The sequence below is a fragment of the Micromonospora hortensis genome (genome assembly GCF_022230935.1).
GTDB lineage: Bacteria > Actinomycetota > Actinomycetes > Mycobacteriales > Micromonosporaceae > Micromonospora > Micromonospora hortensis.
In genome coordinates this window covers 491980-515731 of the sequence record NZ_JAKKFE010000012.1, presented here as the reverse complement: position 1 = coordinate 515731, position 23752 = coordinate 491980, and the positions used below count along the sequence as shown (strand labels likewise).

19 protein-coding genes are annotated in these 23752 nt (G+C 69.9%); 11 read left to right on the top strand and 8 right to left on the bottom strand.

Translation table 11 applies throughout. The features are described 5' to 3' along the window. Positions 1-7: 7 nt before the first annotated feature. A complete protein-coding gene (locus tag NIE111_RS10860) occupies positions 8-811 on the bottom strand; it encodes a TIGR03084 family metal-binding protein (protein WP_238684266.1) in 804 nt (267 codons plus the stop codon). A gap of 229 nt (positions 812-1040) precedes the next feature. Here NIE111_RS10860 and NIE111_RS10855 point away from each other — a divergent pair, with 229 nt between their 5' ends. Next, a complete protein-coding gene (locus NIE111_RS10855; RefSeq protein ID WP_210780586.1) occupies positions 1041-1478 on the top strand; it encodes an SCP2 sterol-binding domain-containing protein in 438 nt (145 codons plus the stop codon). A gap of 70 nt (positions 1479-1548) precedes the next feature. Here NIE111_RS10855 and NIE111_RS10850 read toward each other — a convergent pair whose 3' ends face one another. From NIE111_RS10850 to NIE111_RS10830, 5 genes are all read right to left on the bottom strand, one after another. After that, a complete protein-coding gene (locus NIE111_RS10850; protein ID WP_238684265.1) occupies positions 1549-1983 on the bottom strand; it encodes an SgcJ/EcaC family oxidoreductase in 435 nt (144 codons plus the stop codon). Between the two features lie 377 nt (positions 1984-2360). After that, positions 2361-3014 (bottom strand): MerR family transcriptional regulator, encoded by a 654-nt coding sequence (locus NIE111_RS10845; RefSeq protein WP_238684264.1) that lies wholly within the window; start codon positions 3012-3014, stop codon positions 2361-2363. 121 nt (positions 3015-3135) lie between these two features. Further along, complete coding sequence (locus NIE111_RS10840) at positions 3136-3927, bottom strand: helix-turn-helix domain-containing protein (protein ID WP_274530878.1); 792 nt, start codon at positions 3925-3927, stop codon at positions 3136-3138. A 350-nt stretch (positions 3928-4277) separates the two neighbouring features. Continuing rightward, complete coding sequence (locus NIE111_RS10835) at positions 4278-5912, bottom strand: GMC family oxidoreductase N-terminal domain-containing protein (protein WP_238684262.1); 1635 nt, start codon at positions 5910-5912, stop codon at positions 4278-4280. Beyond that, positions 5909-6460 (bottom strand): DUF5987 family protein, encoded by a 552-nt coding sequence (locus NIE111_RS10830; RefSeq protein WP_238684261.1) that lies wholly within the window; start codon positions 6458-6460, stop codon positions 5909-5911. Before NIE111_RS10830 ends, NIE111_RS10835 begins: the two co-directional genes overlap by 4 nt. Before the next feature lie 161 nt (positions 6461-6621). Here NIE111_RS10830 and NIE111_RS10825 point away from each other — a divergent pair, with 161 nt between their 5' ends. Both NIE111_RS10825 and NIE111_RS10820 read left to right on the top strand, forming a co-directional pair. Further along, the gene (locus tag NIE111_RS10825) at positions 6622-7620 is read left to right on the top strand and encodes a DUF1702 family protein (protein ID WP_238684260.1); all 999 of its coding nucleotides are present in this window, start codon (positions 6622-6624) and stop codon (positions 7618-7620) included. Continuing rightward, complete coding sequence (locus NIE111_RS10820; protein WP_238684259.1) at positions 7617-8579, top strand: DUF1702 family protein; 963 nt, start codon at positions 7617-7619, stop codon at positions 8577-8579. The genes NIE111_RS10825 and NIE111_RS10820 overlap by 4 nt, the downstream gene beginning before the upstream one ends. A 128-nt stretch (positions 8580-8707) precedes the next feature. Here the strand turns inward: NIE111_RS10820 and NIE111_RS10815 are convergent, their stop codons facing one another. Further along, positions 8708-9265 carry a copper resistance protein CopC gene (locus NIE111_RS10815; protein ID WP_238684258.1) on the bottom strand — a complete coding sequence of 186 codons (558 nt, stop codon included), beginning with the start codon at positions 9263-9265 and terminating at the stop codon, positions 8708-8710. Between the two features lies 1 nt (position 9266). Next, positions 9267-9836, bottom strand: coding sequence for a hypothetical protein (locus NIE111_RS10810; protein ID WP_238684257.1), 570 nt, complete (start codon positions 9834-9836; stop codon positions 9267-9269). A 236-nt stretch (positions 9837-10072) separates the two neighbouring features. Here NIE111_RS10810 and NIE111_RS10805 point away from each other — a divergent pair, with 236 nt between their 5' ends. From NIE111_RS10805 to NIE111_RS10770, 8 genes are all read left to right on the top strand, one after another. Next, positions 10073-11119: a carboxymuconolactone decarboxylase family protein gene (locus NIE111_RS10805; protein ID WP_238684256.1), complete on the top strand. Its 1047-nt coding sequence runs from the start codon at positions 10073-10075 to the stop codon at positions 11117-11119. Between the two features lie 46 nt (positions 11120-11165). After that, positions 11166-12221: a carboxymuconolactone decarboxylase family protein gene (locus tag NIE111_RS10800; protein ID WP_238684255.1), complete on the top strand. Its 1056-nt coding sequence runs from the start codon at positions 11166-11168 to the stop codon at positions 12219-12221. Between the two features lie 361 nt (positions 12222-12582). Continuing rightward, complete coding sequence (locus tag NIE111_RS10795) at positions 12583-14547, top strand: CRTAC1 family protein (protein WP_238684254.1); 1965 nt, start codon at positions 12583-12585, stop codon at positions 14545-14547. A 5-nt stretch (positions 14548-14552) separates the two neighbouring features. Beyond that, positions 14553-15548 carry an RnfABCDGE type electron transport complex subunit D gene (locus NIE111_RS10790; protein WP_238684253.1) on the top strand — a complete coding sequence of 332 codons (996 nt, stop codon included), beginning with the start codon at positions 14553-14555 and terminating at the stop codon, positions 15546-15548. Beyond that, on the top strand, positions 15545-21310 hold the full coding sequence (locus NIE111_RS10785; protein WP_238684252.1) for a type I polyketide synthase: 5766 nt from the start codon (positions 15545-15547) through the stop codon (positions 21308-21310). Before NIE111_RS10790 ends, NIE111_RS10785 begins: the two co-directional genes overlap by 4 nt. Then, complete coding sequence (locus tag NIE111_RS10780) at positions 21307-21747, top strand: acyl-CoA thioesterase (RefSeq protein WP_238684251.1); 441 nt, start codon at positions 21307-21309, stop codon at positions 21745-21747. Before NIE111_RS10785 ends, NIE111_RS10780 begins: the two co-directional genes overlap by 4 nt. Continuing rightward, positions 21744-22295, top strand: coding sequence for a flavin reductase family protein (locus NIE111_RS10775; protein ID WP_238684250.1), 552 nt, complete (start codon positions 21744-21746; stop codon positions 22293-22295). The genes NIE111_RS10780 and NIE111_RS10775 overlap by 4 nt, the downstream gene beginning before the upstream one ends. Next, on the top strand, positions 22292-23641 hold the full coding sequence (locus NIE111_RS10770) for a cytochrome P450 (protein ID WP_238684249.1): 1350 nt from the start codon (positions 22292-22294) through the stop codon (positions 23639-23641). The genes NIE111_RS10775 and NIE111_RS10770 overlap by 4 nt, the downstream gene beginning before the upstream one ends. Positions 23642-23752 lie beyond the last annotated feature (111 nt).

Sequence of the window (23752 nt, the reverse complement as noted above, 5' to 3'; positions counted from 1 at the left end):
CCAGTCGTCAGCGCGTCGCGGCGGCGAACTGGCCGGGCTGGCGGCCCGATCCTGCCGGACCCCGGTACGCCTGCGCGATGTCCAGCCAGTGCTCGGCGTCCGGGCCGACCGCGCTCAGGCGCAGGTCGTCGCGGTGCCGTCGGCGGGTCACCAGCAGACAGAAGTCGACAGCTGGGCCGCTGATCCGCTGGTCCGCGTCCGGCGGGCCGAACGTCCACGTGGCGCCGGACGGGGCGGTGAGAGTGTAGCCGAACTCCACATCCGGAACGTCCTCCTCACGGGCCAGGTAACCGAAGTCCCAGGTGCGTGCGGCGAACCCGCACAGGTGCCGGATCCGGTCGGTGTGGCGGCGCTCGACGCCGAGCGCGTCGGCGACGTCCTGCCCGTGGCCGAACAACTCCATCATGCCGGCGCCCGCCAGGATGGCGGCCGGCATCGGACGGACCAGCCACGGCACGATGTCGGTCGGCGCGTGCGCCGCCAACGCCTTCTCCGCGGCCGACCGCTCCTCCTGCCACTTGGCGAACAGCGCCGGCGGTGGGGCGGCGAGGTACGGGGCCATCGCGGCGGCGACGTTGGACTCGAAGCTGCCGCTCATGGAGGAGAGGAACCGGCTGAACGTGTCCGGGTCGGACGCCGAGAGCCCCGCCAGGCGAAACACCGCACAGAGGTGGGCCACCTGGTGGGCCACCGTCCAGCCGACGGCGGGCGTCTCGGCGCGCCAACCGGCGTCGTCCAGGTCGGCGATCAGCGTGTCGAACGCGTCGCCCTCGCTGACCAGATCGGCGAACACATCGGGCTGTGCTGTCATGTGGTTCTTCCTTCCGCTACAGGGCTCATGTCGTGCCGCGCAAGGGGACACCGGTGTTCCCGCGGCCGGACGGTTGGTGCGCGGTGCGCGCCTGTGGAGCAGGTCGGATCAATCATTGGACGGTCACCCCCGCGCCGTCGTCTCGCTACGTGCGCGACCTGCGCGGATCCGCCACTGAACGCACTCTCGGAGATGTCCGTCAGGTGGCTGATCGGCCAACCTAATCCCTATGAGCGACCCCACCACGATGAGCCCGCGCGAGCTCGCGGTGTTCGTCAAGCAGACCCCCAACGGCGAGCTGCGCCGGCTGATGCACGGCCCGCGGCGGACGGACGTCATCGACGAGATCTTCACCAACATGCCCCAGGTGTTCCGCGCCGATCGTGCCGGCGCGCTCACCGCTGTGATCCACTGGCGGATCGGCGACCGGCCCGACGGCGGCGTCGACGTCTACGAGATGGTCATCGCCGACGGTGCCTGCGTCAGCACACCGGGCAACGGTCGACACCCCGATCTCACGCTCTCGCTGGGTGGGGTCGACTTCCTCAACCTCGTCACGGGCAACGCGCACGCGGTGGCGCTGGTGATGCGCGGTCGCCTCAAGACCAAGGGCGACCTGGCCCTGACCGCGAAGTTCCCCACCCTGTTCGATCCGCCCAGAGGCTGACCGGGGCCGAGAACGACGCCGATGACTCTTGGCAGTCATCGGCGTCGTTCGGTTCGGGGTGCCGGTCGGGTCAGGCGACGCGGTCGCGGGGGCAGTTCTGGTAGACGGCGAGCAGCCACTCACCGTCGTGGTTGACGAGAATCCAGGACGCGCGGATGGCCGCCCGGTCGGGCAGCGTCGTCTCGCCGGCCGGGATGACACCACCCTCCGTGATCAGCGCGACCGCACCCGGGGCCAGCGCCTTGATCTCCACCGGCGTGCCGGTGACCCGGGTGCCCTTGAACGGGCCACCGAACGCGGTCGACATGAAATCGCGAATGTTGTCCTTGCCCTGGCGGTAGACACCCGGTAGCAACATCGACCCGTCGTCGACGAAGATGTCCGCGAACGCCTGCGCGTCCTGAGCCGCCCACGCTTTGACCAGGCGGCCGGGTACCGCCGCTATGGCCACTTGGTCGGCGCCGGAGATGCCAGTCACCAACGGTGCGGAGGAACTGGTGGTCATCGCTGGTCCTCGATTCTTGGATGGTGGCGAGGAGGTCGGTCGGTGTTGCATCCCGACGTTGCCGAGGCTAGTGCTGGCAGAGGCCGTTCCGTTCTCCTGGAGTGCGCGTTGGTCGCGTCCAACTCGGCATTCTCAAAGAAGACTGCGCACCGCTGTTAGCGGCATGCTCGGATGGCCACGACAACCACAGTTGATTCCGATCGGGGACTTCGACAGGAGGACAGCCCGTGTCCGGGCACCGTCGCGTGATCTCTGGCCTTGTCGTGGGCGACGACAACCACACCGCTCCACCCGGTCAGCCCTTGCCCGGGCTGCTCACCGCACGCCGCAGCCGCTCACGCCCGGTCTGCGGTGGCCCACGCCCTGATCGCGGCGGCTCACGCCCGGTCCGCGGCGGCCTCCGCGCGAGCGGGGTGCTCGGATGAGCCCTTGCCGAGCCACTGGTGGACGTAGTGCTCGCGCGCCATCCGGTGCACAGCGGTCAGGGCGACCTCCAGCAGCACCGCTCGAACCACCGCTGCCGCCCGATCGACGTCGGCGTGGTCGGCGGGCAGCAGGGCCATCTCCTGTGCCACGAGCTGCTCGGTCATCGCCGCGTACGGCGCGAAGAACTGGATGCTGCAGTCGCAGCCGAGCCGGCGCAGGGCGGCGACGACCTGCGCGAGCTGGGCGCGGCCGGCCGCGTCGGGGTGCACCGCCCAGCCCAGCTCGTCGATGAACTGGTCGACGTCGGCGGTGGCGTCGGACAGATTGGCGGCTCCGCCGCTGAGTGAGTGCGTCACCTCGTAGAGCCCGGCCAGGGGAAGCTGGCGGTCCTCGATGCTCGCGAGTAGTTGCCGGACGGTCGACAGGTCGAGCTTCCCGACGTGGGTGAGCGCACGGATGAGTTGCAGGCGGCGCAGGTGACGGTCGTCGTAGTCGGCCTGGTTGCGACCGGTGGGTCTACCAGGGGGAAGGAGCCGTTCCCGGAGGTAGTACTTGATTGTGGCGACGGGTAGGCCCGTCTCTTTGCTCAGATAGGAAATGCGCATCGGTTCCCCCAGGTAGACCCGTCATGTCGACCACTCTTCGATGAGCCGGTGTCGTTGAATCACGACCGCGTGCCCGTGCACACCGGAAGCGGGGGGCACGGGCACGGGTGGGTGATTCCGGTCAGGCGGCCGGACGGTCGACCGACCGGGCCGGAAAGCGTGCGGAGAGGACGGTGGCGGCCCGAGCCTTCTCCTGGGCGGCTACGACGCTGAGCGCCACCTTGCGGGCGTCGAGGAGAGCGAGCAGGACCGGAGGGTCCAGGGCCGTCACGGGCTGAAGGTTGACATCCACCGTGAGCACGGTGTCGTGGGCGATGGCAAGTGGCCCGTGGGTGGCGACGAAGATGGGACGGCTGTGCGGGTCGGTGGCGATCTCCGTGGGATCGCCGGTGACCGACTGGGACAGGAGGTACCAGGTGCCCGGCGGCACGCCGGTGAAGTGGAACAACCCGGGACCGGACAGGATGGTGCATCGGATCGGCCGGCCCTCGGGTATGCGGTCCGGGAAGAGACCGACGAACACGAGACCCGGGCTGGCCTGGCTGGACGCGTGGACCTGACCGTGGATGCTGGCTGTCGATGGTGTGCCCGCGGCCGGCGTGGGCGCCACCGGAATGTGCGGGGCGTATCCGGCCAGCTTGCGGTACGCCGTCGGTGACATTCCAACGCTCTTGCTGAAACGCGAGCTGAACGTTCCGACACTGTTGTAGCCGACTCGCACACTGATGTGCGCGACGTTGAGCGACGTCGAGACCAGTAGATCCTTCGCGCGTTGCAACCGGAGTGCCGACAGGAAACGGCCTGGCGACACTCCGGTTGCGCGTTGGAATATCCTGGTGAAGTGGAATTTGCTGAACATCGCCGCTCGGGCCATGTCGCTTACGGTGATTTGCTCGCTGAGGTTCTCGCGCATTGTCTCAATTGCGCGCTTCGCTGCTTCCTCAACCGCGTCCCCCACGATTCCTCCCCAGCAATTCGTGAGAACAGCTTGCCGGTCTCACCAAAGGCGTAAATCAATTTCTGAGATACGCCTCTCGGTCACCGCCGGTGTCCGGTTGGTGATCCACCGAGATCCATGTCGACGTTAGTCGATCCCGCCCTCGGCCGCAACACTGCAGATTTGCTTGGATACGGAGCGCAATCGTGGAGTAGGGGCGGCTCCGTGGTAGATAGTGATAGTCTCCAATACACGCCCAGGAGTCGAGACAGCTCAAAGGGTGCGTAAAGTTCAATCTTCCGCATTGTCAATGTTCGCCCTGAGCATCAACCCGCGGGAGCGGCGACGGCGGGCGCCGTGGCTGGGGCGGGCAACGTGCCGTTGTAGCTGACCGGAACCCCTCGCGCCCGAGCCGCGGCGACGATTCCCGGCATCGCCCGCTCGGCCAGCGCCGCGATCGTCAGGGCCGGGTTGACGGTGAGGGCGCCGGGCACCGCCGAGCCGTCGGTGACGAAGATGCCCGGGTGGTCACGCAATTCGTGTCGGTCGTCGAGGGCCGAGGTCGCAGGGTCGTCGCCGATTCGGCAGGAGGCGAGCGGATGCACGGTGTACGCGCCGACCAGGTCGTTGGTCCAGGGAGCGACCCGGGCCAGCCCGTCCCGCTCGAGAATGTCCTTTACCTCGGCGTCGGACAGCGACCATCCGCGCCACGTGTTCTTCGTCGGCTCGTAGCGCAGCGAGCCCACCCCGAGCATCTGCTGCGACAGCCGATGCGCGTTGCCGGTCTCCGGTGGCGGCCCGAAGACCCCCTCGTTGTCGTCCTCCGACATCGTGAAGATCGTCAACCACGACTGCCACTGGCGCAGCATCTCCTTCTTCTCCAGGCCGAACCAGCTCGGCCCGGTCGCGCCCGGAACCTGCGCCAGAATCGTGCCGAGCCCGGGCGGGAAGTAGAGCTGCTCCAGCGAGAAACGTTCGTATTCGGGTAGTGAGCCGTCGAGCTTGTCCCAGGAAGCGACAGTGGGGCCGCGTCCGATCTGATAAGCGGAGTACGCGCGTCCGTCGGATCGGCTCAGGCCGAGCACGTCGCGTACCTTTTCTTCGTCGAAAATTGCGGTATTCAGCCTTTCGCCGTTACCCGAGAAATACCGACCGACTGCGTGTGGCATTTTCCCGAGGTGTGGCTCCGAACGTTGAAGAATCACTGGAGTGGCGCCGGATCCGGCGGCGACGACGACAATCTTCGCGTCGATCTCGCCGGATTCGTGCAGAATCCTGTAGTCCTCTCCGTCAACAATCCGGTAATGCACGCGGTAGCCGCCGTCGGAATTCCGGGACAGATGCTGCACCTCGTGCAGCGGGCGGATTTCGGCACCGTGGTCGAGAGCCGCCGGCAGATAATTGAGCAACAGCGAGCGTTTGGCGTCGAACCGGCAGCCGGCCATCATCCAGTTGCAGTTCGTGCAGAGGTCCACGTCGATCGCCGCCGGCGCCGGGTTGGCGGTCCGTCCGGCGTGCCGGCACGCCGCCCCCCAGAGCCCGCCGGCATAGGGGATGCGGTCCCAGGTCTGCTGGGTGATCGGCAACGCCTCCGCCACCCGGTCGTACCACGGGTCGAGCGTGTCGCGGTTGATCGCCGCCGGCCACATCCGCCGGCCGATGCTGCCCTGCCGGTCGAAGACGAACCGAGGCGCGCGTGGCATCGTCGCGAAGTAGACGACACTGCCGCCACCCACGCAGTTGCCGCCCAGGATGCTCATCCCGTCGCCCACGACGAAGTCGAAGATCCGGGTGTACGACTTACCGAGCTCGAAGTCGTGGTCGAACTCGTCCGCGCGCAGCCAGGGCCCGCGCTCCAACACCACCACCCGGGCGCCACCGGCGGCGAGGTGATAGGCGGCGATCGCGCCGCCGAACCCGCTGCCGATGACGAGGATGTCGGTCGATTCCGTAGCGGTCATGCGGGGCTCCCCGTCGCAGTCGTTTGTGGATGGTGGTCGGCGAGCTGCCGTCCGTAGCTGAACTCTGGAAACCGGTAGACCCCGTCGGCGTTCGGTTGGGAATAGCCGATGGTGAGAAGCCCCGGATGGCCGCTCGCGAAGGCCGTCGGCGTGCTCATGTGGGCCGCGCTGTCAAAGGCCATGTTGCAGAAGAGGGCAAGGCTCACCCACATCTGCTTCTCGGGATGGCCGGGGTCGGTAAGGATGCGCACCAGAGCGGTGCGGTGGTCGAAGGGCAGCGCCACGAACGACGGCACCGACGCATCGAGGCTGAGCCCGGTTTCGTGCGCGTAATCGTCGGCGTGCTCGTTCAGGGTCACCGCGAGGGAATCGAGCGCTTCGGCCAGACCTCCGGCGGGCAGCTCCAGTAGTGCGAGCGCGCCGGCCGCGACCGCGCCGGCGCCGGTTGCGGCGCCCGCGATCGCGCGATCGTCCGGCCAGCGTTTCTCTCCTGGAATGATCGTGTCGGCAAAAGCCTCGATCGTGATGGTCTTGTCTGGAACTTCCACGAAATGCCTCCAGGCCGCAGATTCATCGCTGCGGACATTGTGTTCCCGTCGCGATCCGTGCCGTTCTTCCGTCGTGCCGTCGGTCGACCGCGCACGCCTGAAGACGAACCGCCGGGGCACCCGCGCGCACGATGGAACAAAACTTGGGAGGTACGAGCGACATGCCGATGCTGGGTGCGATCCGCCGGATGGCGCTGACACCGTCGCTGACCGACGTCACGTTCGAAGGCCGGGGCTTCCCGGTCAGGCCGAGCCCGACAACCGAGCGTCTGGAAGCGATCCCACAGGCGGTGATCTGTGGCTTCGAGTGGGGTATCGAGGCGCGTGACCAGTGGGAACTGGAACGACGCCTGGAACTGGTCGACCAGGAGCAGCGCGGCTTCGCCTACGAGGGCGCCACCATGGCACTGACGGTCCGCGACGCCATGCCGGGCGGGCGCCGCCACCAGGCCCGGGACCTGCTGAGCGGCCCCGGCCTGCCGCACACCTTCCTGACCTACATCGGGATCGGCTTCGCGATGGCCCGGCTGCCCCGTCCACTGTGGAAAAACGTGCTACCGGACCTGACCGGCACCCCCTACTACCCGACCATGAGCTGGTTGGCTGTCGACGGCTACGGCTTCGACCGCGCCTACTTCGAGACCGACCGGTGGGTGGGGCAGCAGCGCAGGCTGGCGCCGTACCCGTGGCTCGGCCGCGCCGACTACTTTCCGCGGGCCGTCGACCAGGGAATCGGTCGTGCTCTGTGGTTCATCCACGGCGGCGAACCCGCCGACGTCACGGCGGCCGTCGAACGGTTCGCCCCGGAGCGGCGGGCCGACCTGTGGAGCGGGGTCGGTCTGGCCGCGACGTTCGCCGGCGGCACCACACCCGAAGGGCTGCGGCACCTCCGCACCGCCGCCGGTGCGCACCGCGACCACCTCGGGCAGGGCTCGGTCTTCGCCGCGAAGGCGCGTACCTTCGCCGGCTACCTACCCGAACACAGTGAGGCGGGTGTCACCATCCTCGCCGGCCTGCCCGCCGAGAAGGCCGCGGCGCTGGCCGACGACGTCGCGGCCGTGGGTTTCGCCGACACCGAGGAACCCGACTACGAGGTGTGGCGCCACCGGATCCGGGCCCGCCTCGCCAACATTCACGATGAGGACAGGAGGGTTCGATGAGCGTTTGGCGCAGCCTGCGACGCAGGGTGCTGACCCCCGACGTCGCGGCCACCAGGATGGACGTCCGCGGCTTCCACGTGAAGTCCGCAGCCGGGCGGGAGCGGTTGGAGACCGTCGGCAGCACATTCCTCGCCGGGTACGCGGTCGCGGCCGAGGCGAAGCGGCCCACGGATGCCGAACCGTCGCTGGAACAAGTGCCGACCGGCTATCGCGGCTTCGCCTACGAGGGCGCCGCCATGGCCCTGGCGATGCGCGACGGGTTGCCCGGCGGAGGGACCCGGCACGTCGCCGACTTCCTCGACGGGCGGGCCCGACACCACGTCTACATGGTCTACGTCGGGGTGGGCTGGGCCATGGCCAGGCTTCCCCGTTTCCGCTGGTCCACCCTGTACGCCCCGGACCCGCTGCTGCGCTGGCTGGTCCTCGACGGCTACGGATTCCACCAGGCCTACTTCGTCACCAAACGCTACGTGCACCAGCAGTTCCGCGACGAACGCTTCCCGTGGCCGGGCCACGCGTACGCCAACAACGCCATCGACCAGGGCATCGGCCGGGCGTCGTGGTTCGTCGGCGGCACCGACCCCGAGACGGTGGCCGGTCTGCTCAACCGCTTCCCCGTGGCGCGGCGACCCGACCTGTGGGCGGGCACCGGCCTCGCCGCGGGGTACGCGGGCGGCGCGTCGGACACCGAACTGCGCCGTTTGCGGGACCTGGCCGGCCCGTACCGCCCTCAGCTCATGCAGGGCGTCGCCTTCGCGGCGGCGTCCCGGGTCAAGGCCGACCTCGTCCAGCCTCACACCGAGCTGGCGACCGAGCTGCTCTGCGGCATGTCGCCGGCCAGCGCCTCGAAGGTCACCGACGAGGCGCTTGTCGACCTGCCCGCCGACGGGGAGACCCCGGCGTTCGCGGTCTGGCGCGAGCGCATCGCGGCGGCCATGGCTGCCAACTTCGGCAGCTGACCTGCAACAAGGGGCCCCGCCGTCCGGCGGGGCCCCTTGTTGCTTGTGATGTCAGCCGCCGATCACCCATCGCGGGGCGGCGATCAGCCGGTGGCCTCGTGGGCTGGTCGTCGGCGCCGCCGGAAGGATCACGGACGCGGGTCGGGCGCGTCGGACGCGGCCTGGTACGGCCGGCGGAGGTACAGCAGTGCCAGCACGACCACCACGGCCAGGCCGTCGACGAAGAGCAGGAAGGCGCTCATCGGGTCGATCGAGTGTTGGTGCGCGGCGAGCGCGTCGGCGGTGGCCTGCCGGACGACCTCGGACGGCGCCGGAGGTGCCACCCCGGTGCCCACGCTGAACCGCAGGCTTCCGGTGGCCTCGCCCCCGTTGGCGAGTGCCATGTGGAAGGCGACCGTCAGGTTGCCGGGACGAACGACGGTGATCGGCACGGTCACGGTGCGCTCCGGGCCCTGTCGCGCGTCGCCCGACTGGATCGGGTTGCCCGCGTCGTCGAGCACGGCGACGTGGGAGAGCGTCAGGTCCGGCGCGTCGGAGAACGTGAGCGCGACGGCCGCGGGCGCCGCCGAGACGGCGGCACCCGCGGCAGGGTCGCTGGTGATCAGACCGCCGTCGGCGGAGGCCGACGACGCGACGCTCGACAGCAGGAGGACGATGAGCAGCAGCGCCCCACCTCGGCGGACCACGTCAGGCCAGCGACGCTACGGGACGCGGCGCGCAGCTGCACCGCATCGCCTCGACCTCGACCCGGCTCGGCCGCAGGTGGTAGTAGACCGCGACCAGCATCGGGATGAAGACGACCGAGTTGTAGAACAGGTGCAACTCGACGCGGGGCATGACGAGCTGCAGGACGCTGGTCGGCACCGCGGCGCCGAAGAGGTTGAAGCCGGCCTGCACCTGGATGAGGAGCAGCAGGTGCTCGATGTGGTGCCAGAACTGGATGGCGAGAGCGATCGTCCACCAGGTGCGTGCCCGACCGACGAAGCCCGGCCGGAGCAGGAAGAGGCCGACGAGCATCACGATGGCGTAGCCGTAGTGCAGGTACTCCGAGGTGACCAGCCACGGCCAGAACTGTCCGAGCACGCCACGCGACGCGGGTCGGGGCATGTCGAGCACGAAGATCTGGTACGCCTGCACGAGGTGTTCGGCCCAGTGCGCGATCACGATCACCATGAAGGTGTTCAGGGCGGCTCGGTGGTGCCGGCCGTTGAGGGACGCGAGGAAGCCCGACCTCGGTGGGGCCGCAACAGCGGACATGGACACTCCATTCGTTGGTGAGCGTGGCCCGGCGCTTACGGTAGTCAATGGGTGACGGAAGAATTTCTTTCGACGTGCTCTTGTGCTGTGACCCGGGCCCGGGCGAGCCGGCCGATTTTCTGCGGCCACCACCTGGTGCGCGGGCGGATCCACCCGATACCGCAAGTTCGGAGACGGCCCCGGCCCGTCGGCATCGACATCCTTGGGCTTGCGGTCGAAGGGAGAGCGTCGTGGGCATGATCATGATTCGAGGCACCCGCCGGGCCGCGGGGACGGTACGGCACGTCACGCCGGTGCCGATCGCCGTGGCCAAAGGGCTGGTGGCCACTGTGTACGAGCAGGTCGAACGCGACTTCGGAATGCTCGCCCCGCCGGTTGCCCTGCACTCACCGGCCCCCGAGCCACTCGCCGCGTGCTGGATGATCCTGCGGGAGACGCTCGTCGCGAGGGGTGCCGTCGACCGAGGAACGAAGGAAGCGGTGGCGACCGCCGTGTCCATCGGCAACGCCTGTCCCTACTGCGTCGACGTGCACAGCTCGACGATGCACGGCCTGGCTCGCGGGCGGGAGTCGGCGCAGATCGCCTCGGGCAACCTGCACCAACTCGTCGATCCGGGCCTGCGGGCGGTCGCGGGCTGGGCACGCGACAGCGGGCACGTCGCCGCGGCGGTCCCGGTGCGGGCCCCGGCGGTCCCCGAGGTGCTGGGCGTGGCGGTGGTGTTCCACTACATCAACCGCATGGTCAACCTGTTCCTCCCCGAGTCGCCGTTCCCGCCGCGGCTGCCCGGCGCCGCACGGACGACGGTCCGGAAGGTGTTCGGGAGGTTGATGGATCTGCGCGGCAGCGGGCCCGAGCCGGGGGCGGCGCTGGCGCTGCTACCCGCCGCGCCGGCGACAGCGGTGCCGGAGTGGGCCGTCGGCAGCCCGAGCATCGGCGACGCGTTCGCGCGGGCCGGCGCCGCCGCCGACCGCGCGGGCCTGCGTTCGGTGCCCGGCCCGGTGCGGTCGCTGGTCACCGATCGGCTGGACGCGTGGGACGGGCGGCCTCCCGGAGCCAACCGTGGCTGGTTGAGCGAGGGGGTCTCTGCGCTCGCGCCGGCCGACCAAGCCGCCGGCCGGTTGGCCCTGCTGGCGGCGTTCGGCTCCTACCAGTCGATCGACGCCGACTTCGACGCGCTGCGGGCGACGGGAGCTGGCGACCGGGAGCTGATCGAGGTCACCTCCTGGGCGGCGATGAAGGCGGCGCTGCGGGTCGGCACGCTCGGAGTGGGGCCGGCGGCGTAACCGGCGTGATGCTAGTGCGACGTCCACACCCTCAACGGAGGTAACCATGGTCGCCGCCCGCGTCGTCTCGTCGGTCGTTCAGCGCCAGGTCAAGTACGTGACGCCTGTCGCACCCACCGCGGCCGACGGTCTGGTGGCCGAGGTCTACCGGCAGGCCACCGACGAGATGCGCCTGGTCGTACCTCCACTGCTGCTGCACTCGCCGGCTCCCCGGACACTCGCCGCCTACTGGATGCTGATGCGCGAGCCGTTGATGACCGGTGGGGCCGTCGACCGGCTGGCCAAGGAGGCGGTGGCGTCGGCGGTGTCGGTGGCCAACATCTGCCCCTACTGCGTCGACATGCACAGCACCGGGATGTACGACCTGTCGACCGAGCATGACGCCGAGGCGATCGTCGCCGACCGGGTCGAGGACATAGTGGATCCGCGGGTGCGTACGCTCGCCGGCTGGGCGCGGGTCGCCCACCAACCGGCGGCTTTCCCGGCGTTCGACCTGACGCTCACTCCGGCGGAGCGCGCCGAGTTGGTGGGCGTCGTGGTGGCGTTCCACTACCTCGGCCGCATGGTCAACGTCTTCCTGTCGAGTTTCCTGCTGCCGCCGCAGCTCGGCTCCCGGGCCAAACGGAGGATGAAGCGCGGCGTCAGCCGGTTGCTGCACCCCATTCTGCGCGAGGAGCACCCGGCCGGTCGTTCACTGCCCCTGCTACCCGCGGCCGACCTGCCGCCGGAGGCGGGCTGGGCGGTGGGTAGTGAGGCGGTGGCGGGTGCGGTGGCTCGCGCCAACGCGGCCTTCACCGCTGCCGGGGAGCGGTCGGTCCCGCCGCGGGTGCGCGCGCTCGTCGCCGCGCACCTCGACACCTGGCAGGGCGTCGACACCGGACTGAGTCGCGAGTGGTGTGAGCGGGCGATCGTCGACCTGCCGGAGCCCGACCGGTCCGCGGGTCGGCTCGCCCTGCTGGCGGCCTTCGCGTCGTACCAGGTCGACGAGGAGACCATCGCGGAGTTCCGGGCCTGGCACGAGGGCGACGCCGTGTTGGTCGAGACGGTCGCCTGGGCCAGCTTCGCCACCGCGCTGGCGGTCGGCCGACGACACCTTCGGTAGTCGGCCAAGAGATCACAATTATCGCCCGGGCCGGTGCCCAAGAAATACTGGCGTATGCCCGGGTATTGGGCGCACCGCACGAAGGAAGAAGCGCCCAGCACAGACGAAGAAGACATCGTTAAAGGCCCCTGCGACGCTCTATCCAGCGCGTTCACCGAAATCGGTGAGTCGGGATGTGTGGTGATAGGCCGTCGCCAAACTCCCTGTTCGAGGGGTCGGAACTGGAAACTCGCGCTCGCGGCTATCGGTGCTGATGCCCGTTCCGTGGAGCCGTCCAGGCATCGGTGAAATGCCATTACCAAACCGATGGTAATGGGATTCCCGGCCCCGCACCCGTCCGTCACAATCGGAGGTCAAGTAGATGTCGCAGAAGGGTTCATGGCTGCATCGGCGGCTACCCGCAATCGTGGCGCTGGCCCTGGTCGCCCTGCTCTTCCAACTGGGGCGGTTGCCCTCCGCCTCGGCATCCGAGCTGGCGCGGACCGCGAGCGGGTTCGCGTTCCAGCCGGCCTCGATCGCGATGCCGGGGGGCTACCCGCAGCAGACCGTCCGCAAGGTCAACCAGAAGTACCAGGACATCAATGCGTGGATCTCGTCGGTCGGCTCGGGCGTCGCGATGAACGATCTCGACGGGGACGGGCTGCCCAACGACCTGTGCATCACCGATCCCCGCATCGACCAGGTGGTGGTCACCCCCGTGCCCCGCCCCGGCACCCCCCGCTACGCGCCGTTCGCGCTCGATCCGGCACCGCTGCCGATGAGCGACACGATGGCGCCGATGGGGTGCGTCCCCGGCGACTTCAACGAGGACGGCCGCACCGACGTGCTGGTCTACCTCTGGGGACGTACGCCGATCCTCTACCTCGCCAAGGCCGGCGCGGTCGGCCTGACGATGAACACCTTCCGACCGGTCGAGGTGTTGCCCCAGTCGCCCGGTGACCGCTACGACGGCCCGCAGTGGAACACCAACACCGTCGCGGTCGACGACTTCGACGGCGACGGCCACGTCGACATCTTTGTCGGCAACTACTTCCCGCACGGCCCGGTCCTCGACGACACCAAGAAGGACGGTGTCGCGATGAACCACTCGATGTCGCAGGCGTTCAACGGCGGCGAGGACTACTTCTTCCGGTGCACCGGCGCCACCGCCGGCGCCGAGCCGACGGCGACCTTCGAACTGGTCAGCGACGTTCTTCCGCGGGCCGCGTCAAAGGGCTGGGCCCTCGCTGCGGCCGCCAACGACGTCGACGGGGACCTTCGGCCGGAGCTCTACGTGGCCCACGACTTCGGCCCCGACCGGATGCTCTACAACAGGTCGACCCCCGGCAACATCGATTTCGCTCCGGTCAAGGCCGTCCGTGACCCGCTCGTCCCCAAGTCGAAGCGGGTGGGCGCCGACTCGTTCAAGGGCATGGGCGTCGACTTCGGCGACCTGGACGGCGACGGCCTCTACGACATGTACGTCAGCAACATCGCCACCACCTTCGGCCTGGAGGAGAGCCATTTCGCCTTCGTCAATTCCGCAAAGGACCAGAAGGACCTTCGCACCCACCTCGACGACGGCACCGCCCCGTTCAAGGACGAGAGCGCGCCGCTCGGGCTCGCCTGGTCCGGGTGGGGCTGGGACGTGAAGATGGCGGACTTCAACAACAGCGGCGACCTGGTCGTGGCGCAGACGACCGGCTTCGTCAAGGGCGAGGTCAACAGGTGGCCACAGCTGCAGGAACTCGCGATGTCCAATGACAACCTGCTCACCAACACGACCTGGTGGCCGCACGTGCGCCCCGGCGACGACATCGGCGGCAGCCAGCGGTTGCACTTCTTCGTCAAGTCCGACAGTGGCCGTTACGTGGACATCGCGCCGCGGTTGGGTCTCGACGCGCCGGTGCCGACCCGCGGCATCGCGACCGGCGACGCCGACGGCGACGGACGGCTCGACTTCGCGGTCGCCAGGCAGTGGGACGAGCCGGTCTTCTACCACAACCAGAGCCCGAACCCCGGTGCCTTCCTCGGCCTCCGCCTGACCCATCCCGCCCCGGCCGGCGCGACGGCCGCGACCGGGACCGCTGGTTCGCCGGTCGTCGGCGCCCAGGTCAAGGTCACGACCGCGGACGGTCGGGTGCTGCTCGGCCGTGTCGACGGCGGCAGCGGCCACTCCGGCAAGCGCAGCAGCGAGGTCCACATCGGACTTGGCAAGGACGTGACCGGCCCGGTGCGGGTCGAGCTGAACTGGCGTGATCGCACCGGCCAGTCGCATCAACAGGAGCTTTCGATGACCCCGGGCTGGCACTCGCTCGAGCTCGGCGCCCAGGCCCAGGAGAGGTGAGCGACATGGCAATCAGTACCGTAACCCCGCCACGTCACGACCCGAAAGTCAACATCGCACTTCGCAACTTCGCTATCTCGATCACCGTCTTCAACATCCTCGGCTTCACGGTCCTCGGCTTCGAACAGCCCTGGACCTGGCCCCTCATCGCGATCTTCGCCGGCTACACGATCGAGATCGCCCTGGAGGCCATCGGTGCCCGCGTCGAGGGCCGAGCCCCGCGATTCAGCGGCCGAGGGCTACGCGGGCTGATCGAGTTCCTCTACCCGGCGCACATTACGAGCCTCGCGCTCAACATGCTGATCTACGTCAACGACCAGCTCTGGACGATGCTCTTCGGTGTCGCGGTCGCCATCGGCGCCAAGTGGGTCCTGCAGGCCCCCATCCGGGGCCGGATGCGCCATTACATGAACCCGTCGAACTTCGGCATCGCGGTGATCCTGATGGTCTTCCCCTGGGCCAGCGTCGCACCGCCCTACCACTTCACCGAGTACATCTCGGGCTTCTGGGACTGGCTGATCCCGGCGATCATCATCGTCGGCGGCACGATGATCAACGGCAAGCTGACCGGTCGGATGTGGCTGATCATGGGCTGGCTGTCCGCGTTCGCTCTGCAGGCGATCGTGCGTGGGGTGCTGCTCGACACGTCGATCCCGGCGGCCCTGGGCATGATGACCGGCGTCGCGTTCGTGCTGTTCACCAACTACATGGTCACCGACCCGGGCACCTCACCGTCGGCGCCGGCCGCGCAGGTGGCGTTCGGTGCCAGCGTGGCCGTGGTCTACGGCCTGCTCACCGGCTTCGGTATCGCGTACGGCATCTTCTTCGCCACCGCCGCCGTCTGCCTCATCCGCGGGGGCTTCCACTGGACCCTGCACCTCATCGAGAAGTCCAAGGCGGACCGTGCGCCCAGCATCGGCACGGCCGCGATGCCGGTGCCAGCGAGCACCGGCAACGGCAACGGCAAGGAACACACCGGCAAGGAGGTCGTCCCCGCATGACTCGTGTAGCGATAGTCGGCATGGCGTGCCGCTATCCGGACGCCACGTCACCCCGGGAACTGTGGGAGAACGCCCTCGCCGGGCGGCGCGCGTTCCGCCGTCTCCCCGACGAGCGGATGCGGCTCGAGGACTACTGGGACCCGGACCCGAACACGCCCGACAAGTTCTACGCCCGCAACGCCGCCGTCATCGAGGGGTACGAGTTCGACCGGATCGCCTACAAGGTCGCCGGGAGCACCTACCGCTCGACGGACCTGACCCACTGGCTCGCCCTCGACATGGCCGCGATGGCCCTGGCCGACGCCGGCTTCCCGATGGCCGAGGGACTGCCCCGGGACCGTACCGGCGTGGTGGTCGGCAACACCCTGACCGGTGAGTTCACCCGCGCGAATCAGCTGCGGCTGCGCTGGCCCTTCGTCCGGCGCATGGTCGCCGCGGCGCTCAAGGACCAGGACTGGGACGACGACCACCTGATGACCTTCCTCGACTCGTTCGAGGCGACCTTCAAGAGTCCGTTCCCCGAGGTCGACGAGGACACTCTGGCCGGCGGGCTCTCCAACACCATCGCGGGCCGGATCTGCAACCACTTCGACCTCAAGGGTGGCGGCTACACCGTCGACGGCGCCTGTTCGTCGTCGCTGCTGTCGGTCGCTACCGCCAGCAAGACCCTCATCGACGGTGACGTCGACGTGGCCGTCGCCGGTGGTGTCGACCTGTCGATCGACCCCTTCGAGATCATCGGGTTCGCGAAGACCGGCGCGCTGGCGACCGGTGAGATGCGCGTCTACGACCGTGGGTCGAACGGCTTCTGGCCGGGCGAGGGCTGCGGGATGGTCGTCCTGATGCGCGAGGACGACGCCCGCGCCGCCGGCCACCGCATCTACGCCACCATCGCCGGGTGGGGGATCTCCTCCGACGGCAAGGGCGGGATGACCCGACCCGAGGTCAGCGGCTACCGACTCGCGCTCGACCGGGCGTACGAGCGCGCCGGCTTCGGGATCGAGACGGTCGGCCTCTTCGAGGGACACGGCACGGGTACGCGGGTCGGTGACGCCACTGAGTTGACAGCGCTGTCCCTCGCCCGTCGTTCCGCCGACCCGACCGCCGCTCCGGCCGCAATCGGTTCGATCAAGGGCATGATCGGGCACACCAAGGCCGCCGCCGGTGTCGCCGGCCTGATCAAGGCGGCGCTGGCCGTGCACCACCAGGTGCTGCCCCCGGCCATCGGCTGCGTCATGCCGCACGAGATCCTGGCCGACGACAACGACCCGGCGCTGCGCGCGCTGCGCAAGGCGGAGCCGTGGCCCGACCTGCCGAACGTCCGGGCCGGGGTCACGGCGATGGGCTTCGGCGGGATCAACACGCACATCGTGCTCGAGGGCGGCCCCTCCCGACGTCGGCGCGGGTTCGACAGCCGGACCAGCCGGCTGGCCTCCTCCGGCCAGGACGTCGAGCTGCTGCTGATCGACGCCGCCTCCCGGGAGAAGCTGCGGGAGCGGCTGGACAGGCTCGTCGAGTTCGTCGACGGCGTCGCGTACGCCCAGCTGGGCGACCTGGCCGCGACGCTGCACGGGGAGTTGCGCGACCTGCCCTACCGGGCGGCCGTCGTGGTCTCGTCACCGGCCGACGCTGTCGCGCGGCTGCAACGACTCTGCGCCGTACTGGACGCCGGCGAGACGAGCCTGGTCAGCGCCGACGAGCGCTGCTTCCTCGGCCACGTCGGCGGTCCGGGCCGGATCGGCTATCTCTTCCCCGGGCAGGGCTCGGGGCGGGGGACGAGTGGCGGTGCCCTGCGCCGCCGGTTCACCGACGTCGACGAGGTCTACACCAAGGCGGCCCTGCCCACCTCCGGCGACATGGTCGCCACGACGGTGGCCCAGCCCCGGATCGTCACCGGCTCGCTGGCGGGCCTGCGCGTGCTGTCGGCGCTCGGCATCGAGGCGACCACCGCTGTGGGGCACAGCCTCGGCGAGATCACCGCCCTGCACTGGGCGGGCGCGTTCGACGAGGACGCCCTGCTTCGTACCGCGATGGTCCGCGGCCAGACGATGGCCGAGCACAGCTCGTCGGGGACGATGGCGAGCATCGCGGCGGCACCCGAGGCGGTCCGGCCCCTGCTGGCCGACCTCCCGGTCGTCATCGGTGGCTTCAACGGCCCACAACAGACGGTGATCGCCGGCACTGCCGAAGGGATCGAGGAGGCCTGCCGCCGCGCCGGCGAAGCGAGCTTCGCCACCACCCGGCTGCGTGTCTCGCACGCCTTCCACTCACCGCTGGTGGCGCCGGCCGCCGACGCGTTCGGCGACCGGTTGACCGATGAGCAGTTCGACCCGCTGTCGCGCCGGGTGGTGTCGACGGTGACCGGCGACGTCCTCCCGGCCGACACCGACGTGCCGGCCCTGCTGCGCCGCCAGATCACCGACCCGGTGCTGTTCACTCAGGCGGTGGCCTTCGCGGCGAAGGACCTCGACCTGTTCATCGAGGTCGGCCCCGGTCGGGTGTTGGGAGCGTTGGCGACCGCGGCGACGGACGTGCCGTCGGTGTCCCTCGACACCGATGACGAGTCGGTCGCCGGTCTGCTCAACGCCGTCGGTGCCGCGTACGTCGTCGGCGCGTTCCGGGTCGACGACGGGCTGTTCCAGGGTCGCCTGACCCGGCCGCTGCAACTCGGGGCGAAGTTCAGCTTCTTCGCGAGCCCCTGCGAGGCCGCGCCGCCGCTGACGGTGCAGCCCGTGCGGCGGGCCGTCGAGGCGAAGAAGATCGAGGCCGACACGGACGCCTCCGAGCCGCCGCTGCACCTGCTGCGCCGGTTGGTGGCCGACCGCGCCGAGCTTCCGATCGAGATGGTACGCGGCGAGAGCCACCTCCTCGACGATCTGCACCTCAGCTCGATCACTGTGGGACAGGTGGTCAACCAGGCCGCCCAACTGCTGTCGGTGCCGAGCGCCCAGACGCCGACGAACTTCGCGGTCGCCACTGTCGAGGAGCTGGCCCAGGCGTTGGAGGACCTGGCCGGCTCCGTCGGGGACGGTGGCGCATTGACGGCGGCCACTGTGGCCGGTGCGGCCGCCTGGTCCCGGGCGTTCTCGGTCGACCTCGACGCCCTGCCGCTGCCGCCGCGCGTGGAGGTGGAGGCCAACGGCCCCTGGCGGCGCTGGTCGCGAGACGGCGACTCGCTCGCCGAGTCTCTGCGGCAGGCGTTGGAGCACGGTGGCGTCGGTGGCGGGGTTCTGGTCTGTCTGCCGGCCGACTGCACCGAGGCCGACCTGGCGCTCGCACTGGACGGGGCCAAGGCGGCGATCGCCGACAAGCAGCGCGACCGGTTCGTGGTCGTGCAGCGTGGTCGGGGCGCCGCCGGGCTGGCCAAGTCGCTGCGGTTGGAGATGCCCCGGATCCGGACCACCATCGTTCGCGTACCCGCCAACTTCGACGACCCGGCGTTGCTGGTCGCGGAGGTGGCCGCCACCGGGCGGTTCCACGAGGTGCGCTACGACGCCGACGGCGTGCGGCGGGTGCCCACCCTGCGGGCGATGCCGGTGCGACCGGTCCGGGAGATCATGCCGCTCGACGCGTCGGACGTGCTGCTCGTGACCGGCGGTGGCAAGGGCATCACCGCCGAGTGCGCACTCGCCGTCGCGCAGGACACCGGCGCGGCGTTGGCCGTGCTGGGTCGCAGCGACCCGGCGACCGACGCGGAGTTGGCCGCCAACCTCGACCGGATGACGGCCGCCGGGGTGCGCCTGCACTACGCCCGCGCCGACGTCACCGACCCGGCGCAGGTCAGGACCGCGGTCGACGGCGTACGCCAGAAGCTGGGCCCGGTGACGGCGGTTCTGCACGGTGCCGGCCGCAACGAGCCGGCGACGCTGGCCAACCTGGACGCGGCGGCCTTCCGGGCGACGTTCGCCCCGAAGATCGACGGGCTGCGCGCCGTCCTCGACGCCATCGAGCCCGGCGCGCTGCGGATGCTCGTCACCTTCGGCAGCATCATCGGCCGGGCGGGCCTGCGCGGTGAGGCGCACTACGCGACCGCCAACGACTGGCTGGCCGAGATCACCGCGGACTTCGCGGCGGCGTACCCCGAATGCCGGACGCTCTGCCTGGAGTGGTCGGTCTGGTCCGGCGTGGGTATGGGCGAGCGGCTCTCGGTCGTGGAGGGTCTGCAGCGGGACGGGATCGTCCCGATCTCACCCGACGAGGGCGTACGCCTGATGCGTCGCCTGATCGCCGACCCCGACGCCCCGCCGGTGGTGGTGATCAGTGGCCGCACCGAGGGCATCGACACGGTGCGTCGGGAGACGCCGACGCTGCCGCTGCTGCGGTTCGTCGGCACACCGCTGGTGCACTACCACGGTGTCGAACTGGTGACCGAGGTCGAACTCAACGCCGGTACCGACCTGTATCTCGCCGACCACCTGCTCGACGGCAACCTGCTGTTCCCGGCGGTGTTCGGCATGGAGGCCATGGCGCAGACCGCCACCGCGCTCACCGGGCGCGCGGACGTGCCGGCTATGGAGGACGTCGAGTTCCTCCGGCCGATCGTGGTACCTGTCGACGGCAGCGCCACGATCCGGATCGCGGCCGTGGTGACCGGCGACGGAGACGTCGACGTCGCCATCCGGGCCGGCGACACCGGCTTCGCTGTCGACCACTTCCGCGCGCGGCTGCGCTTCGGCGACCGCGAAGAGCTCGACGGCCCACCGGACGAGACCGGAGCCGGCCTGCCGCTGGTGCCCCTCGACCCGGCCACGGACCTGTACGGGGGCATCCTCTTCCAGGGACAGCGGTTCCAGCGGCTGCGCGGCTACCACCGCGCGGCGGCACGGCACGTCGACGTGGACGTGTCGGCGGTCGCGACCGACGACTGGTTCGCCAGCTTCCTCGGCGGCGACCTGCTGCTCGGTGACCCCGGAATGCGGGACGCGCTCATGCACGGTCTGCAGGTCTGCGTACCGCACGCGACGCTCCTGCCGGCCGGCATCGAACGCGTACACGCCGCTGGCCCGGTCCTCGCCGACAAGGGCGAGGCCCGGTTCACGGCGACCGAGCGCAGCCGCGACGGCGACACCTACCTCTACGACATCGCGGTCCGCACGCCGGGCGGCGAGGTGGTGGAACGGTGGGAGGGCCTGCGCCTGCAGGCGGTGCGCAAGGGCGACGGGCGCGGCCCGTGGGCGGCGCCGCTGCTCGGCCCGTACCTCGAACGGTCGCTCGACGACCTGCTCGGCGCCCGGGTCGCGGTGGCGGTCGAGCCTCACGGCTCGGACGACCCGCCCCGACGCGCCATGACCGGCCTCGCGGCCGGACGGGTGTTCGGCCGCCCGGTCGAGGTGCGCTACCGGCCCGACGGCCGGCCGGAGGTCGACGACGACCGGGTCGTCTCGGCGGCACACGGCGCCGGTGTGACCGTCTGCGTCGGTGGTCGGGGGGTGCTGAGCTGCGACATCGAGGCGGTCTCCGAGCGCGACGCGGAGACCTGGTCGGCGTTGCTCGGCCCGCACGACGGCCTGGTCGGCCAGCTCACGAAGGACACCGACGAGGACATCGACACCGCGAGCACCCGGGTCTGGACGGCGATCGAGTGCCTCCGCAAGGTCGGACTGCCGGTGCAGACGCCGCTCACGCTGAGCGCTGTCGGTCCCCACGGCTGGCTCACCCTGGCCTCCGGCACGCTGCGGATCGCCGTGCTCGTGACCCGGCTGCGCGACCACGCCGACCCGGTCGTCGTCGCGGTGCTCACCGACGGGTGGTCGCTTCGATGAGCAAGTACTTCGAGTACCCGCACACGGTCGGCTTCGAGGAGACCAACCTCGTCGGCAACGTCTACTACGTCAACTACCTGCGCTGGCAGGGGCGGTGCCGGGAGATGTTCCTCAAGCAACGGGCACCGGACGTGCTGGCCGACCTGCAGGACGACCTCAAGCTCTTCACTCTCAAGGTCGACTGCGAGTTCTTCGCCGAGATCACGGCGTTCGACGACCTCTCGGTCCGGATGCGGCTCGTGGAACTGGCGCAGACCCAGATCGAGTTCGGCTTCGACTACGTGCGGCTCGACCCGGACGGCGGCGAGACGCTCGTCGCCCGAGGTCGGCAACGGGTCGCGTGCATGCGCGGCCCCAACAACCGGACACTGCCGGCGCGGGTGCCGGAGGCGTTGGCTCGTGCACTCGAACCGTACGCACACGGGGAGGCGAGATGAGCGGCGAACTGCTCACTCCGAGCGAGGTGGCCGGATCAAAGCTGTTGCGGCGGGCATTCGGGACGTTCGCGACAGGCGTCACCGTCGTAACGGTCGGCGGCGCCACACCACACGGCATGACGGCCAACTCGTTCGCGTCGGTCTCGCTGGACCCGCCGCTCGTGCTGGTCTGTGTCAGCCGCGACGCGATCATGCATCAGATCCTCACCGAGGCCGGCACCCTTGGCATCTCGGTTCTCGGGCACCGGCAGGAGAAGGTGGCACGCCACTTCGCCGATCGGTGGCGGCCACTGGGGTTGGCGCAGTTCGGCTCGGTCGAGTGGACGCCGGGCACCGTCACCGGCGCCCCGCTGATCGACGACGCGGTGGCTCACTTCGAGTGCCGGGTCTGGCGGACGTACGACGGTGGTGATCACACGATCTTCCTGAGCAGCGTGGTGTCGCTGCGCTGGGAGAGCAGCGGTGACGTGTTGGTCTTCGTCAACGGGCAATTCCGTGGCATGACCGAGCCGGCGTCGGTGCCGGAGCCGAGCGAGGCGGCGACATGACACTCACCGCGTCGCGGCGGCGGCCGCCCGGACCACCGTTCTGGGCGGCGCCGAAGCTGTTGTGGAAGCTCGGACGGGACCGGCTCGGGCTGATGTCGTCGGCAGCCGACGCCTTCGGTGACGCGGCCCGCATCGCGATCGGCCCGAAGGTTCTCTTCTTCTTCAACCACCCCAACCACGCCAAGCACGTGCTCGCCGACAACCCGGACAACTACCACAAGGGCGTCGGGCTGGCCCAGGCCAAGCGGGCCCTCGGCGACGGGCTGCTCACCAGCGAGGGCGATCTGTGGCGCAAGCAGCGACGGGTCATCCAGCCGGTGTTCCAGCCCAAACGGATCGCCCGGCAGGCCGACGTGGTGGCCGAGGAGGCCGGTCGGTTCGTGGACCGGTTGCGTGGCCACGTCGGGCGGGGTCCGGTCGACATCGCGGGCGCCGCCACCGGGCTCACCCTCGGTGTGCTCGGCCGTACCCTGCTCGACGCGGATCTCGGCGGGCTCGGCGACGTCGGCGGGTCCTTCGAGGCGATGCAGGACCAGGCGATGTTCGAGATGGTCACGATGAGCGCGGTGCCGATGTGGGTGCCGCTGCCGCACCAGGTGCGGTTCCGCCGCGCCCGTCGTCACCTGCAGACGGTTGTCAACGAGTTGGTCGATGCGCGCGGCGGCCGGCTCGACGGCGACGACGCCCTGAGCCGGCTGATCCAGTCGACTAACGCCGAGCCCGACGCCGCGGTCGGGCAGCGGCGGTTGCGCGATGAACTGGTCACGCTCTGCCTGGCTGGCCACGAGACGACGGCCAGCACCCTGAGCTGGACGTTCCATCTCCTCGACGAGAACCCGGCCGTCTGGGAGCGGCTGCGGGCGGAGGCGCTGTCGGTGCTCGGAGACCGACAGCCGACGTTCGACGACCTGCACCGCCTGCGGTACACGGCAACGGTGATCGAGGAGGCGATGCGTCTGTACCCGCCGGTGTGGATGCTCTCCCGCATACCGCAGAAGGCGGACACCATCGGCGGGTACGACGTGCCGGCCGGGGTCGATGTGCTGATCTGCCCGTACACACTGCACCGTAACCCGGAGTTCTGGCCGGAGCCGGAACGGTTCCGCCCGGAGCGGTTCGACAAGGACGGCACGGCCTCGCGACCCCGGTACGCCTACATCCCGTTCGGCGCCGGCCCGCGGTTCTGCGTCGGCAACAACCTGGGGATGATGGAGGCGGCGTTCGTGGTCGCGATGGTCGCGCGGGAACTGCGGCTGGCCAAGGTGCCGGGATACCGGGTGGTGCCCGAGCCGATGCTGTCGCTGCGGGTTCGCGGCGGGTTGCCGATGACCGTGCACGAGGCATAGCGGGCTCGGATCGGAGCAAACCGCGGCTCCGCGAGGGCGTCCCCTTCACCGTGGTGGCCCTCGCGGAGCCGCAGCCCGATTGGCGTGAGCCCCGTCCGACCCGCGGCCGGG